This is a genomic window from Dokdonia sp. Asnod3-C12, from assembly GCF_045063975.1.
GTDB lineage: Bacteria > Bacteroidota > Bacteroidia > Flavobacteriales > Flavobacteriaceae > Dokdonia.
Window position 1 is genome coordinate 429,808 of sequence record NZ_JBEFNY010000003.1, and the last position, 15,086, is coordinate 444,893.

Here is a 15,086-nt window from a genome sequence, read left to right on the forward strand (position 1 = left end):
CAGGCCTTGCAGCAAGAAATGCTGTTAAGGCTTTTAAGATATGTACAATTGTTCTGTTCATAAGATGACTCAAAGGTAGCAACTTATTTGAGTTAGCCTTAAACTTTTAGAACTAATTATAAAAATACACAGCTTTTTAAATAATTATAGATAAACGTAAGCTTTGAATATTAATATCTTAAAAATGATAATGCTCATTATGAATTGTTTAAAATGAAGTAATTACAATGAAACCAAATAAAAAAGCCTGTACAATAAGTACAGGCTTTCTCAAATTATAATAAAGTTTTAAATTACTTCGCAATATTTACCGCTCTTGTCTCGCGTATCACCGTAACTTTTACTTGACCTGGATAGGTCATGTCTGTTTGAATCTTTTGAGAAATTTCGAAAGATAGATTAGATGCTTTATCATCATTTACTTTTTCGCTCTCTACAATTACACGTAACTCACGTCCGGCTTGAATTGCATATGCTTTTTTAACACCTTGAAAACCAAAAGCAATTTCTTCTAGATCTTTAAGACGCTGTATGTATGAATCTAGTACCTGACGGCGAGCTCCTGGGCGTGCACCACTTATAGCATCACAAACTTGGACGATAGGTGATAACAAACTTGTCATTTCTATCTCATCGTGGTGAGCACCTATAGCATTGCAAACGTCTGGTTTTTCTCCATATTTCTCTGCCCACTGCATTCCTAAGATTGCGTGTGGAGTTTCTGTATCAGTATCTGGCACTTTACCTATATCATGTAAAAGTCCAGCTCTACGAGCAAGCTTGGCGTTAACACCAAGTTCTGCAGCCATCACGCTGCAAAGCTTTGCTACTTCTCTACTGTGTTGCAGTAAGTTCTGTCCATAAGAAGAACGATACTTCATACGCCCAACAGCTTTAATAAGCTCTGGGTGTAAACCGTGTATTCCTAAGTCAATCACCGTACGCTTACCTACTTCAACAATTTCTTGTTCTATCTGTTTTGTCGTCTTTTGAACAACTTCTTCTATACGTGCTGGGTGAATACGACCGTCTGTTACAAGCTTGTGAAGAGAAAGACGAGCTACCTCACGACGCACACTATCAAAACATGAAAGTATGATTGCCTCGGGAGTATCATCTACTATAATCTCAACACCCGTTGCAGCTTCTATAGCGCGTATGTTACGTCCTTCACGACCTATAATTCTACCTTTTACATCGTCACTTTCTAGATTAAATACAGATACACAGTTTTCTACTGCTTCTTCCGTCCCGATGCGTTGTATCGTATTTATGATAATCTTCTTAGCTTCCTGCTCTGCCGTCATTTTTGCCTCTTCTATGGAAGTTTGAACATGCTTCATTGCATCAGCCTTCGCTTGATCTTTCAGCGTTGTTACAAGTTGACTTTTTGCTTCTTCTGCAGAAAGTCCAGAAATAACCTCAAGTTGCTGCACAGTACTCTCATGCATCTTCTCTGCTTCAGCCTTTTTCTTATCAACGTATTCTAAGCGCTTATCGTAATCTTTAATCTTATCTTCTAGTGATTGATTTAATTTTTTATTTCGCGAAAGCTCTCCACTTACTTGAGATTCTTTATCTCTAGCTCGTTTCTCTGCATCATTCATTTTCTTATCACGAGATAATATTACTTTCTCATGCTCTGCTTTAAGCTCAATAAATTTTTCTTTAGCTTGTAATATTTTATCTTTCTTAAGAGACTCTCCATCAGAAGTTGCTTCTTTTAAAATGCCTTGGGCACTTTTCTTAGCGCGTTTGATAATCTGCGATGCGTTATTACGTTCTAGCATTTTTGCTATAAGAAAGCCTAAAGCTAGTGCAATCACACCTACGATGAACAAGAGTGCATTATGTTCCATAATTTTAGTGAATATTTTTAATGCCACAGAGGGCAGTACTAATGGTTGATTTATAAGGTTTTACAACCTTAACATCTCACGATGAGATATAAAAAAGCCTGCATTAGAAGTGCATTTTGTATAAACTCCTAATAGTAAGGATTAGAGCTAGAAAGCTGATCAAGGTTCCGTCTACCTAGACAAGTCTAGTAACGGCATGCTTTTACAACTTAGAGTCACTCTTTATAAAAAATAACTGTTGAGTTTATCAAAAAAATATCCAATGCAGGCAGTAATATGCTGTTGTATGTAAAGAACGTCTATGTTAAGCTCTCATCGAGGAGTGCCGCTAGTTTTTGTAATCTAGCTGCTGTCTCATCACTAAGAGAGTCTTCATTTATAGTTTTTTGGGTAACCTTTGAAGCAAATTGCAATGCACACATCGCTAGTACATCTTGCTTATCTCTAACGGCATAACTTTGCTCAAATTGCTTTACCATTGCTTCAATCTCCTTAGTCGCTTTACGTAATCCTTCCTCTTGAGCTGGATCAATAGTAAGCGGGTATACGCGATCTGCAATAGACAATTTAATTTTAAGTTTGTCTGCCATAATTATTCAGCCAGTGACGCTATACATGTATCAATCTCACGTACTAATGCGTTTATCTTCAATTTGGTTTCCCTTTTGTAATCGTTACTGCCTAGTAATGCATTTGCCGTTTTAAGAGTCTTCACCTTCTGTTCACTCGCCACAATGGCGTCTCTCAGTTGTTTGTTTTCTTGTTGCATTGCGGTAAGTTCTGTTTCCAGCGCTATCCGCTTTTGCTTCACATCTTCGTATTTTTTCAACAAAGTAGCGACTCTATACTCAAGAGAATCCACAACTTTAGAAAGACTACTCATAACATGTCTGCATTTACTACGTTACACAAAGTTAACATTTGAAAGATACTCATACAATGGATACGAGTTAAATTTTATTAGATATAAATTATGCTTACGCGAAAACAAGAATCAAGCATACTTAATCTTCTATCCAATAGGGTAATAACACAATTAACTACACATGAACACAAAATAAAAAGAAACACTGTACCTTTACATAAGCCAAAACCACATACAGTGACATTTACAAGAACAACAGAACAAGATTCGCACTACGATCATCTTGAAAAGATGACTACCACAGAACTGCTATCAAATATTAATAAGGAGGACAAAACAGTTCCAAATGCAGTTGAGAAGGTAATCTCACATATTGAAAAACTAGTAGATGTTATTATATCAAAATTAGAAAAAGGCGGAAGACTATTCTATATGGGAGCCGGAACTAGCGGTCGCTTAGGTGTTGTAGATGCAAGCGAGTGCCCTCCTACTTTTGGTGTATCACCTGAAACGGTTATTGGAATAATTGCAGGTGGTGATGAGGCAATAAGGAACGCGGTAGAATTTGCAGAGGATAGTAAAAATCAAGGTTGGGAAGATCTTAGCTCCCATAATGTTTCAGAAAGAGATGTCGTAATTGGCATTGCGGCTTCAGGAACTACACCGTACGTTATTAGTGCTCTAAAGAAATGTAACGAAAAAAATATTATTACTGGATGTATTACTTGTAATGAAGGAAGTCCACTAGCGTTAACGGCTGTATATCCAATAGTTCCAGTTGTGGGTCCAGAATTTGTAACGGGAAGCTCACGTATGAAAGCTGGAACAGCTCAAAAGTTAGTTCTCAATATGATATCTACAGCTGCAATGATTAAGCTAGGACATATTAAGGGAAATAAAATGGTAGATATGCAACTCAGTAATGAGAAGCTAGTACAACGAGGAACTAATATGATTATGACCTCACTTGATATACCAGAAAAAGAAGCAAACACTTTGTTATTAACCTACGGCAGTGTACGTAAAGCAATACATGAATATCATGCACACAAATAAAGAAAAGCTAGCCAAAGGTGTTAAACTTATGGGAGGAACTCTTTTATTATTAGTAACAGCACCTATAATTCTTAACTCTTCCTTTAAAAATCAGGATCATCCTATGTTTATTCCTATTCTGGGCATAGGAATTATATTATTTATTGCTGCTATTTATTTTGGATTCAAAGGAATAAGAATGCTTATGAAAGCATTATTTAATGATTAAATAGATTTTAAATACCCTCTCTTTTTGGAACTGGTGTAGATGGATTATATCCAAAACCTTCGATTACAGTTTCTACTCCAAGAGTTTGCAACATATAACTTATAATTGCATAGTGATGTGTTGCATGCGTATTAGCTTGAGCAAGTACACTCTCAAGCGTGTACATGATTGTTTCTTTACCGGCCCCTAGGTTGTCTGTAACATGCAATAAATAGTCTGTATTCACTCCTATAAATGATACTAATTGCTGTTGGATTTCATATATCTTGTTCTTTGCAGCCTCTGGATTTGTTGAAATTACTTCATCCCTCTTGCGCGCGGTAAGGTCAATGTTGTTAGATTGTATACCATTAATTATACAGTCAAAAAAGTCCAACGCATGCCTGATATGAGAACCTATACTACTATAATAGGGACCAACTGTTCCATCAGTATAAGTATCTTCTGATATTGTATCTATTAGAGTAATAGCATTTCCTAGATTTTTATTGATAACACTAACGATTTCTCTCCGCATACATTCTTTATTATGATATTTTACTGATTTAAATCTATTTACACAATAATACTATTTTGTATAAAATGAATCTGAATATAAGAAAAGAGAATTACAAGAGGTCATAAAATTTCATTTAAAGACTTTGTAATTCACAATTAGATAAACTTTAAAAATAGAAACTCTACCTTTTCCATATAGTCTAAGATTATAGTGTAAAAGTCGATAGAACGTGCAAGAACTTTCAATTAAGAAATTTTATTTTTAGCCATTTAACAATTGAGCTTACGAAGCTATTTAACTAAAGATTAGCGAGTTATGCGCTTACATTTCCTTGATTTTATGGCATAAAAAAAGCTCCAATACAATAGTTGTATTGGAGCCTTAAAAAGGCGGCGACCTACTCTCCCACGAGTGCAGTACCATCGGCGCTGACGGGCTTAACTTCTCTGTTCGAAATGGGAAGAGGTGAGCCCCGTCGCTATAACCACCTTAGTTTTAGCTTCGGTTATAGACTATAAGCAGTTNATAGAAAACTCTTGTAAATGCTAAGGATTCGAACCTTAAATTAGACTAACTAATCTTCCAAAACATCTCAATAAAAACTTTTGAACTTCGCTAGATATGTTACTGTTTCTCTAAGCGGGTGCAAATATACAACTGTTTTTTAAACTCACAACTTAATCTTAAAAATAATTGAAAATTTAATTTTCAACCCTTAAAAACCAAGCAACAATCGTAATGAACATAACTCCCAAATAACCTCCATTTGTTAGCGGCTGCAAAACTACAACCTTTTTCCTAATCACAAACTATCTTTTGAAAATAATTTAAAGAAATAAAAACAAACTTTTGAATACATTTAAAAGAACAACCGCTTGCTGTTAAGCGGGTGGCAAAGATACACCGAAGTTCTAATCTGACAAGAATATTCTTAAGAAAATTTTAAGAAAATATGCAACTCGCTGTAAACACAAGAAGTAGCTTTTAAAATAATTTGATTGACACCTCAACAACTATAAAAGAACCCTGTTTTATACCCTAAAAACTCAGAGAAACTAGCAATTCCTACCTCAGCAACCATCAAATAGCGGCAAAAACTACCCTAGATATTTTCGCGAAAGCGATACATGGTAATTATACCATATAATAGGTATGGTGTTACTCTACTCCTTTCTCCTTCCACTTATCTGATAATTCTAAAAACTCAAAGTCTAAAGCGCTAGGCTGTGTTTCTAGAATTCCTGATTGAAACGAGCGTTGCAGTATATCTTCTATAAGAAAATCTTCTTCCTCGTTTACTGGATCAAACTCTCTTTTAAGTGATATGTCAAAAGCACTGGCGGTAGTATTGTACCAGAATGCTCTCCAACCGCTACGCAACCTCTTTATCAATTCGAAGGCTGTCTCGCCTGTTTGACGGTGTATGAGCTTAATAAGTATTTGCCCTTCGGTGCGTGTTAGTTTCTTAAGCTCTGCCGAAAATTCCCCTTCTAGATATTTATGAATGATTTTTGTGTACTTCTTTCTAGCGCGTTTGCCCTCTATAGAATCTAATCTACTATTTAATTCCACAAGCCTATCTGCAGCAAGTTTTGCGTAAGGAAAAACCTTTCTGGTTTTTCGGCGTAATATTAAGTAGCGTCTGCGGTCTTCTTTGTTATCAAATTTCAATCTTTTAAAAACGATCACCTCATTAAGATCTATAGCGCTCCTTGGGATGGTGTCTCCCTGAATGATGTAATATTCAATTGCTACTTCTGTAGAATCTACAGGAGTTTCTTGGCCCCAAGCAAACCCTGCTATGAATACTATTATATATAGGAGATTATGTATGCGCATCTTTTTCTTTCGCTTTAAGCTAAAATCGTTCCAAAATTAGGTATTAGACCTCTATAACGTTATAAACTCTTGGTTAATATTCTTACTTTTAAAGAAAATATTATTCTATGGCTTCAAAAAGCATTTTAAATAAAAAGTCTCTAGACTTTCTCGAACGTTACCTCAACAACGCCGCTCCTACTGGTTATGAGTGGGACGGTCAAAAGTTGTGGATGGATTATCTCACTCCTTATGTAGATGAATTTATCACAGATACCTATGGAACTGCAGTTGCAGTAATTAATCCAGACGCAAAATATAAAGTAGTAATAGAAGGTCACGCAGACGAAATATCTTGGTATGTAAATTACATAGCAGATAATGGTCTTATATATGTAATACGTAATGGCGGTAGTGATCACCAGATTGCTCCTTCTAAGATTGTAAATGTGCATACTAAGGATGGCATTGTAAAGGGAGTTTTTGGCTGGCCAGCAATTCACACTCGCGATAAGTCTAAAGAAGAAGCTCCAAAACCTGATAACATTTTTATAGATGTAGGAGCAGCAGATAAAGAAGAAGTTGAAAAAATGGGCATATTCGTAGGTTGTGTAATCACCTACCCAGATACGTTCCATGTTTTAAACGGAGATAAGTTTGTATGCCGTGCGATAGATAATCGTGCAGGTGGCTTTATGATTGCAGAAGTTGCTAGACTACTTCATGAAAATAAGAAGACCCTACCTTTTGGTCTTTATATTACAAACTCGGTTCAAGAGGAAATAGGTTTACGTGGTGCACAAATGATTGCAGAGCGTATTAAGCCTAATGTGGCAATCGTTACAGATGTAACTCATGACACCACAACACCTATGATAGAGATGAAAAAGCAAGGACATGTAGAACTAGGTAAAGGGCCTGTAATCGCATATGCTCCTGCGGTACAACAAAAGTTACGTGATCGTATTACAGAAACTGCCGAAAAGAATAAACTTCCTTTCCAGAGAGCTGCACTTTCTCGTGCTACGGGTACAGATACAGATGCATTTGCTTATAGCGGGAGCGGCGTAGCCTCTGCCCTTATATCACTACCATTAAGATATATGCACACTACTGTAGAGATGGTACACCGTGAAGATGTAGAAAATGTGATTAAACTTATATATGAAACGCTACTTACTATAGAAGATGGTGAGACGTTCTCTTATTTTGAATAATCCGCTTTCGCCAAAAATTGAAATAAAAAACCCGTTCAATATCATTGAACGGGTTTTTACTTTTAAAACATTAAAGCTTCCTCTATGGAATCCACTTCTTCTCAAAATTAGGTGCTCTTTTTTCTAGAAAGGCATTTCTACCCTCTACAGCTTCGTCTGTCATATACGCAAGGCGTGTAGCTTCTCCAGCAAATACTTGCTGTCCCACCATGCCATCATCTGTAAGGTTCATAGCAAACTTGAGCATCTTTATAGAGATAGGTGATTTTGCAAGAATCTCTTGCGCCCACTCGTATGCAGTATCTTCTAGTTCTGCATGTGGTATTACGGCATTTACCATTCCCATCTCATAAGCTTCCTGCGCAGAATAGTTTCTACCTAAGAAGAAAATCTCTCTTGCTTTCTTTTGCCCTACCATTTTTGCTAGGTAAGCACTTCCATAACCACCGTCAAAAGAAGTTACATCTGCATCTGTCTGCTTAAAAATTGCGTGTTCCTTACTTGCTAGTGTTAAGTCACAAACTACATGTAAACTGTGCCCTCCTCCTACTGCCCATCCAGGAACAACTGCGATTACGGCTTTAGGCATAAAACGTATAAGACGTTGTACTTCTAATATATTAAGTCTATGATATCCATCTTCTCCTACATATCCTTCTTTACCACGTGCTTTTTGATCACCACCTGAGCAAAAACTATATACACCATCCTTAGATGATGGCCCTTCGGCAGATAGAAGTACTACACCTATAGATGTATCTTCATTTGCATCATAAAAGGCATCATATAATTCCTTTGTAGTATTAGGTCTAAATGCGTTGCGCACATCTGGCCTATTAAATGCTATTCTCGCTACACCATTACTCTTTTTATAAGTAATGTCTTTGTATTCTTTGGCTGTTTGCCAGTTTGGCTTATCCATAAAATGCTATTTTAGCGTAAAAATAATTCTTTATTCCTAGACCGATGAAAAAAGTAGTACTAAGTGTGATGGTTGTTTTTGCTTTCGCGAAAGCGTACTACGCACAAGAAGTCACCACTGCACCTTATATATTTACAGATATTATTGATTTACAAGCTACAGCTGTTATAAGTCAAGGTGTCACCGGAACCTGCTGGAGCTTTAGTACATCTTCTTTTTTAGAAAGTGAAATATTAAGACTTACAGGAAACAACGTGGATTTATCTGAAATGTATACGGTAAGGAATATATATCCGGAAAAAGCAGATAACTATATTATGAGACAAGGTAGCGCACAGTTTTCTGAGGGTGGCCTTGCTCATGATGTGTTACATAGCGTGACAAATTATGGATTAGTTCCTGACGCTGCTTATACTGGACTTGCTGATACAGAAGAATCACACAATCATGCCGAAATGGTAGCAGTACTACATGCTATGCTGGACACCTACATAGATAATCCTGGACGTAGCTTAAGCAAAAAATGGAAAGATGCCGTTAGTAAAGTTCTTGATGTATATCTAGGAGAAAATCTATCAACATTTGATTACAATGGAAAAACATACACTCCTAAAGAGTTTGCGAGGGAAATGAAAGTAAACCCGGAAAATTATGTAACGCTCACGTCTTTTACACACCAACCATTTTACAACTCTTTTGTACTTAATATTCCTGATAACTTTTCAAATGGATCAATGTACAATCTCCCGCTAGATGAATTTATAAGCAATATAGACCATGCACTAGACAATGGCTTTACAATTACACTTGACTGTGATGTGAGCGAACTCACATTTTCTTCAAAGCATGGTGTGGCTGTCATTCCTTCTCGTGATGAGAATAAGAGAGTTGCCGTATTAGGTCCAGAGCCAGAAAAAATGATCTCACAGCAATATAGACAAGAGGAGTTTGAAAACTACAATACGACAGATGACCACTTAATGCATATCACAGGGAAAGCAACAGATCAAAATGGAACTGTTTACTATAAAGTAAAAAACTCATGGGGAACAGATCCCGCAAAGACTACTTATGATGGTTATGTGTATATGAGCGTTGCATATATGAGATTAAAAGCTATTTCTGTACTTCTTCATAAGGAAGGGCTTTTAAAACAAACTTCAAGAAGAATTGGTTTTTAAAATCGGCAAAGCAACCATTTTTACCGACTAATGGGGTTTTGCAGTTAATTTATAGAATATTAGCTACTTACAATCACGAAGGTTATTATTCAAATTATCTTTAAGATATTAATTACAACCACCAAAGTCAATGAGTATAAGTGAATTAAAGTCTCTGGAAGATATTGAAACTATATATCATCTAGATATCGGATCTGTTACTATGTTTAAAAATTATCTCGTAACAGAGTTTAAAGAAGGTGTATTACTTGATGCTCTAAATTATCAATATCTAGCATCACTTATTAAAGATCACTTTGAACATTTAGACACATTTGGATATATATCTAATAGACTTAATGCATATGCGGTTGTTCCCACAGCGCTTATGAATACTGAGCCTTTTAATATACCTAATGCTAAAGTCGCCATTGTAAGTTATAATGAGACTAGTAAAAAGTCTTCCATTTTTGAGAGTAACTTCTACCCCTTTAAGCCAGAAATATTTGACAATCTTCCTAATGCACTTGCATGGGTAACTAGTGATGAGCTTATCACTACTTGCTAACCGACTATTTAAAAACATCCATATATAAAAAACAGCAGGCAGCTCTATGAGCTGCCTGCTGTTTTTATTAATTATTTAAGGAAACTTAATCTATAAGATGTATTCCATCCTCCTTTATTAGGATTTTACGATCTCTGTATAAAGTTCCTATTGCCTTTTTAAAACTCTTTTTACTTAAACCTAATTGGTTCTGTATATCTACTGGATCAGATTTATCATGCAAAGGCATGAATCCGTCATTTGCCTGAAGTTCGTCAAAGATATACTGAGCATTAGGCTCTATACTTTTATATCCTTCTTCTTGAAGAATCAAATCAATTTTCCCATCTGGGCGTATTTTTTTTACCCATGCTTCAAGCTTATCACCAGTTCTTATATCTTCAAAAATATCCTCCTTGTATATAAGTCCTTTATGCTTACCATCTACAATTGCGTTTGCACCGCGCTCTGTAATGTGTGAAATAATCACCTCTACTTTATCAAACTTCTTTACCTCAACGTTATCGTTAGATAAATACTTCATGGTTTTACTTGTAGCTGCAAGACGGTTTGTTTTTGCGTCTAGATACATGTAAACAATGTACCAGCTACCTACTTTCATAGGTCTAGCTTGCTGAGCAAAAGGAACAAAAAGTTCTTTTTCAAGTCCCCAGTCTAAAAATGCTCCTACTTCATTTACCGCCGTACAACGTAAATAACCAAAATTATTGAGCTCTATAAACGGCTTAAGAGTTGTCGCTACCGGTCTTTCTTCATGATCAAGATAAACATACACGTTAAGTTCATCCCATATTTTATACTCTTCTGGAACATATTTATTGGGTAACAAGACGTCATCTCCTGCTTCATTAGAAAGAAAAAGCCCAGGCTCTGTCTCTCTATCTATTCTCATTATATGGTACTTTCCTATATCTAACATAATCTTAATTAAAGTGCAAAAATACGATTACTTAAATTACAAACAACCATCTACTATAGACTTAATCTATAGGGTAGAAAACGATAAAACTTTAAGCACAATGTCACATACAGATTGAGCAATTTAATAGTTGCCTCAAAACAAAAAAACGCCTTGACGGTAAGTCAAGGCGTTTTTAGATATTGTAAGAGTAGTCTATTTGTAAACAGACTCTTTCTTAAAGTGCTTTGCTAGCATATAGTATACTACCGCACGGTATTTATTACGATTAGACTTTCCGTATGTTTCAAGAACACTATCGATAGCCTTATCTAAGTCTGCGCTATCTGCAAGACCTAGTTTTTTTATTAAGAAGTTATTCTTCACAGTAGCGATTTCTGTAGCAGAACCTCCAGAAACTGTAGATGAGTCTTTATTATAGATAGACGGTCCACAACCTATTGTTACTTTAGTAAGGAAATCCATGTCTGGAGTTACTCCACATTTGTTTTTTAAATCATCTGCATACTTAGCGATGAGTTCTTCTCTTTTGCTCATAATTGTATTGTTACTAGTTTAGTTAATTCATTATTACATCTTAAAGATAAACAAAAAGTTAAACTATCCTTAAAAAAGATCACTTGATAAAGTTAAAGTAATCAAGTAACACTTTATCGTTGATTTTGCGCGGTGTGAAGATTTCAAGCAAGGTAGGTTTATCATTTGATGCATACAACTCCGCTTTCGCGAAAGCGCAACTCTCCTCACTATCTGCATTTAAGTATTTGAAATTATACATCTCACATAACTTCTCTGCCGAAAGGTCGTGCGTAGTTTCAAAAAACTCATCAAAGTTATCTGTGTTCTTATCCTTATTAGGTAGAATACGGAAAATGCCTCCTCCACTATTGTTTATAACGATGATTTTAAAATCTCTTGGGATATTTTTATTCCACAGTGCATTGCTATCGTAAAAGAAACTTAGCTCTCCTGTGATGAATGTAGTAGGCTTTGTACTTACCATAGCAGCACCTATTGCTGTACTCGTGCTTCCATCTATACCACTAGTTCCTCTATTACAATAAACCTCAAGCGTTTTATTAATATCAAATAGCTGGGCATATCTCACAGTACTACTATTACCTAGTTGTAGCATTGAGTGATCTGGAATCTCACTAAGAATATGGTCAAATGCTTTAAAGTCGCACCATTCCATTTGGTTTATATACTCTGTATGCAGCACATCACGTTTTTCTCGTATAGTAAGCCATTCCTGTTGGTAAGCACTCTTAGCGTATGAAGTGTGCTCTCGCCAGCTTTCTAAAAAGTGGGAGGCAGAGGTTTCAAAATGTTTATTAAGACAGAAATAAGTGTCATAAGCTTTCTTTGCATCTACATGCCAGTGCTGTTGTGGCTGGTAATTTCTAAGAAAAGCTTTTACCTTTTTTGAAACTACCATTCCTCCGAAGGTTAATAGAATATCTGGCTGCAACGCTTTAAAACCGTCATCATCTAGACTACCGATTATGTTATCTATGCGAGTAAAAAAATTAGGATGAGAAACATTTGAAGTAGTCTCTGTAAAAACAATAACACTAGGATCATTACCTAACATATCAAGTAATGATTGTTCCATTACATTAGGCCCTTGTACTCCAATAATCACAAGCTTTCGTGTTGCATTATTCCAGCTATCCATATATGGCTGTAACTCATCTAAAGATAGCTGACCAATAATTTTATGAGGTGCTACTTCTATAGGTTTTGCTATCGCCACATCTGTCATTTCATACAGCGGCTCGTAAAAAGGGACATTGATGTGTACTGGACCAGATTGCTCAATCGCTATATTAAGCGCTTTATTAATCTCTTGATCATTATGTCGCTGGCTTTCCTTTATTTTCTGAGCAACCTTAGTATCCGTGACCTCATTTACAGGCACTAATTCGGAGTATAAGTTTGCAGAATATAAAATGTGATTTTCAAAAACGTTCTTTTGTCTTATCGTTTGTCCATCTCCTATATCTATACGTTCAATAGGTCTATCTGCACTTATGGCAATGAGCGGGATATCACTATAAAAAGCTTCGGAGATTGCTGGATAGTAATTGAGTAAAGCACTTCCTGAAGTACATACAATAGCCACAGGCTTTCTAGATTGTTGTGCAATTCCTAAAGCTACAAAAGCAGCACAGCGCTCATCTACAATGCTGTATGCTTTTATGTTTGGATTTTTTGTAAACTCAATAGTGAGCGGTGCGTTACGGGACCCTGGAGATATGATAACCGTATCAATTCCTTTACTTAAGCAAAGGTGAACGATAGATTGTGCTACAGGAATTTTAGAGTGAATCATTAGTAACAAAAATACGATTTCTACCATTTAGAATTGAGCATCTATAATCAGGAATTATAGAAAATTTGAGATACTTAGTTTCTCAAACAGCACACTTCATATTACGTAGTACGCAGTACTTTTGCTACAGTTTGCAATTTATTTACCGTTTCCTCCCACTCAGCTACTGCATCACTTGATGCTGTTACTCCGCCACCTACATATAACTGTGCTCCACTAGCATCTACTTCCATACATCGTAGGTTTACAAATAAGTGCGTATGCTTTTTTATGGCGCTATAGGCAAGATTCTCAACATTCCTACGTGTACTTGCTCTCTTTTTTTCTGTTTTGTAATTAAGCTCTCCTAAGAAACCTGTGTAATAAGAACGAGCATAACCTTCATGATTAAGGATAAATTCTTTTGCTTCATTTTTTGGTAGTCCGCAAACGGCTGGTGTCGGATGTAGAGCATTTATTACAGCAGCTATGCTTGTTTCATTTTCATTGATGATTGCAGAAATATCGGTCTTGAGGTGCAGCAAAGTTCCGGCTTGCTGGGTCGCAACATCAGAAACTTGAAGATCATTTACAAGCGTCGATAGATTTTCGACAATAGAATCTGTCACAAATTGTTGTTCCTCTTGCTCTTTTTCTCCCCAGACCACATCAGAACTAGCGCTTGTTTTCTGTGTTCCAGCTAGCGACATTGTATGCAAACGTCTATTGTTTATAGATAATAATGTTTCTGGCGTAGCTCCTAGCCATAAACCTACATTAGGGTGATACCAGCAATACACAAACGCGGTCTTATAAGTCCCAAGTAATCGCTTGAAAATCTCAACAGGAGACTCATAATTATGTGGTATGTTTTGCTTTCGCGAAAGCACAACTTTCTTCATAGCCGTATCTGCTATGGCTTCAATTCCTCTATTTACTAGTTTAATATGAGCCTCACGATCCTCATTTGTATGGTTAACTAAGATTGTTTCTGCTTCTAATAGCATCTCATTTTCAAAGGAATCGAGCTCCATTACAAAAGACTCTTCGGCAGGAATTAAGACAGTCTCTGATGTTGATGCATCAAAAGGAGCAAACACAAAGCCACTTTCTGAGAAGTCATGTACTTCATGAAGAGTTTCATCATCTTGTAAAAGCGCATGAATCTTTTCTTCATTAGGTTTTCTGTACACTACAAATGGTAATGTACTTTCAAAATGCTCTTCGATATGTTCAAAAAAGTCTGTGCTATTCATTACTTCCTCGGCAAAGCGATTGTAGTCAATTTACATTTTGAAATAAGGGCATCGTTTTCATCTACTACATCGATATTCCAAAGCTGGGTGGTTCTACCTTTATGTATAAATGTAGCCTTTGCATAGACCATCCCCTCACGCTTACTCTTTACATGATTTGCCGAAATCTCTATACCTCTAATAGTATGCTCCTGGTTGAGAAACATAAAACTAGCAGCGCTCCCTACACTCTCAGCAAGTGCAACCATTGCACCTCCATGTAAAACTCCATCAGGTTGATGCACCTTTGGTGTAACAGGCATTTGTGCTACAAGAAAATCCTCTCCAAAATCTATATAAGTGATATCTAAGGTTTCCATTAAAGTGTTTTTACAACTCTCTGCTAGACGTGCTAGGACTTCTTCTTTATTATTTTTCATATAAAT

Annotated in this window: 16 protein-coding genes, 1 rRNA gene and 1 other RNA gene; 5 read left to right on the forward strand and 13 right to left on the reverse strand. The window is 36.2% G+C overall.

From position 1 onward, the window contains the following. Positions 1-293: 293 nt before the first annotated feature. From rny to ACJJVW_RS01945, 4 genes are all read right to left on the reverse strand, one after another. Positions 294-1,859, reverse strand: coding sequence for a ribonuclease Y (gene rny, locus ACJJVW_RS01930; protein ID WP_298327010.1), 1,566 nt, complete (start codon positions 1,857-1,859; stop codon positions 294-296). 122 nt (positions 1,860-1,981) lie between these two features. Next, a non-coding RNA gene (gene ssrS, locus ACJJVW_RS01935) (6S RNA) lies at positions 1,982-2,103 on the reverse strand. A 55-nt stretch (positions 2,104-2,158) separates the two neighbouring features. Further along, positions 2,159-2,449 carry a cell division protein ZapA gene (locus tag ACJJVW_RS01940; protein ID WP_013751655.1) on the reverse strand — a complete coding sequence of 97 codons (291 nt, stop codon included), beginning with the start codon at positions 2,447-2,449 and terminating at the stop codon, positions 2,159-2,161. Between the two features lie 2 nt (positions 2,450-2,451). Next, positions 2,452-2,670, reverse strand: coding sequence for a hypothetical protein (locus ACJJVW_RS01945; protein ID WP_405223634.1), 219 nt, complete (start codon positions 2,668-2,670; stop codon positions 2,452-2,454). 291 nt (positions 2,671-2,961) lie between these two features. Between ACJJVW_RS01945 and murQ the strand changes: the two genes are divergently transcribed. Continuing rightward, positions 2,962-3,780: an N-acetylmuramic acid 6-phosphate etherase gene (gene murQ, locus ACJJVW_RS01950; RefSeq protein WP_405250584.1), complete on the forward strand. Its 819-nt coding sequence runs from the start codon at positions 2,962-2,964 to the stop codon at positions 3,778-3,780. Further along, positions 3,758-3,988 (forward strand): DUF6095 family protein, encoded by a 231-nt coding sequence (locus ACJJVW_RS01955; protein ID WP_013751652.1) that lies wholly within the window; start codon positions 3,758-3,760, stop codon positions 3,986-3,988. The genes murQ and ACJJVW_RS01955 overlap by 23 nt, the downstream gene beginning before the upstream one ends. Before the next feature lie 7 nt (positions 3,989-3,995). Here ACJJVW_RS01955 and ACJJVW_RS01960 read toward each other — a convergent pair whose 3' ends face one another. From ACJJVW_RS01960 to ACJJVW_RS01970, 3 genes are all read right to left on the reverse strand, one after another. Continuing rightward, complete coding sequence (locus ACJJVW_RS01960; protein ID WP_405250585.1) at positions 3,996-4,505, reverse strand: DinB family protein; 510 nt, start codon at positions 4,503-4,505, stop codon at positions 3,996-3,998. A 366-nt stretch (positions 4,506-4,871) separates the two neighbouring features. Then, positions 4,872-4,979: ribosomal RNA gene (gene rrf, locus ACJJVW_RS01965) — 5S ribosomal RNA — on the reverse strand. A gap of 666 nt (positions 4,980-5,645) precedes the next feature. After that, entirely contained in the window at positions 5,646-6,326 is a 681-nt protein-coding gene (locus ACJJVW_RS01970; protein ID WP_298330807.1) for a DUF4294 domain-containing protein, read from the reverse strand. Between the two features lie 107 nt (positions 6,327-6,433). Here ACJJVW_RS01970 and ACJJVW_RS01975 point away from each other — a divergent pair, with 107 nt between their 5' ends. After that, on the forward strand, positions 6,434-7,522 hold the full coding sequence (locus tag ACJJVW_RS01975) for a M42 family metallopeptidase (RefSeq protein WP_405250587.1): 1,089 nt from the start codon (positions 6,434-6,436) through the stop codon (positions 7,520-7,522). Between the two features lie 82 nt (positions 7,523-7,604). On the opposite strand, the gene ACJJVW_RS01980 is transcribed toward ACJJVW_RS01975, so the two are convergent. Continuing rightward, complete coding sequence (locus ACJJVW_RS01980; RefSeq protein ID WP_108876591.1) at positions 7,605-8,444, reverse strand: 1,4-dihydroxy-2-naphthoyl-CoA synthase; 840 nt, start codon at positions 8,442-8,444, stop codon at positions 7,605-7,607. A 44-nt stretch (positions 8,445-8,488) separates the two neighbouring features. On the opposite strand from ACJJVW_RS01980, the gene ACJJVW_RS01985 reads away from it, so the two are divergent. Both ACJJVW_RS01985 and ACJJVW_RS01990 read left to right on the forward strand, forming a co-directional pair. Then, entirely contained in the window at positions 8,489-9,625 is a 1,137-nt protein-coding gene (locus ACJJVW_RS01985) for a C1 family peptidase (RefSeq protein WP_405250588.1), read from the forward strand. Positions 9,626-9,755: 130 nt separating this feature from the next. Next, complete coding sequence (locus ACJJVW_RS01990) at positions 9,756-10,172, forward strand: hypothetical protein (protein WP_339850238.1); 417 nt, start codon at positions 9,756-9,758, stop codon at positions 10,170-10,172. 85 nt (positions 10,173-10,257) lie between these two features. On the opposite strand, the gene ACJJVW_RS01995 is transcribed toward ACJJVW_RS01990, so the two are convergent. The 5 genes from ACJJVW_RS01995 to ACJJVW_RS02015 all read right to left on the reverse strand — a co-directional run bounded on the left by ACJJVW_RS01995 (position 10,258) and on the right by ACJJVW_RS02015 (position 15,080). Further along, positions 10,258-11,091 carry a S1 RNA-binding domain-containing protein gene (locus ACJJVW_RS01995; RefSeq protein ID WP_298330791.1) on the reverse strand — a complete coding sequence of 278 codons (834 nt, stop codon included), beginning with the start codon at positions 11,089-11,091 and terminating at the stop codon, positions 10,258-10,260. Positions 11,092-11,286: 195 nt separating this feature from the next. Next, positions 11,287-11,628, reverse strand: coding sequence for a DUF2853 family protein (locus ACJJVW_RS02000; protein ID WP_035336332.1), 342 nt, complete (start codon positions 11,626-11,628; stop codon positions 11,287-11,289). 79 nt (positions 11,629-11,707) lie between these two features. Beyond that, a complete protein-coding gene (menD, locus tag ACJJVW_RS02005) occupies positions 11,708-13,426 on the reverse strand; it encodes a 2-succinyl-5-enolpyruvyl-6-hydroxy-3-cyclohexene-1-carboxylic-acid synthase (RefSeq protein WP_405250589.1) in 1,719 nt (572 codons plus the stop codon). A gap of 101 nt (positions 13,427-13,527) precedes the next feature. Next, entirely contained in the window at positions 13,528-14,661 is a 1,134-nt protein-coding gene (locus tag ACJJVW_RS02010) for a chorismate-binding protein (RefSeq protein WP_405250590.1), read from the reverse strand. Beyond that, positions 14,661-15,080: a PaaI family thioesterase gene (locus ACJJVW_RS02015; RefSeq protein WP_298330782.1), complete on the reverse strand. Its 420-nt coding sequence runs from the start codon at positions 15,078-15,080 to the stop codon at positions 14,661-14,663. The genes ACJJVW_RS02010 and ACJJVW_RS02015 overlap by 1 nt, the downstream gene beginning before the upstream one ends. Positions 15,081-15,086: the final 6 nt, after the last annotated feature.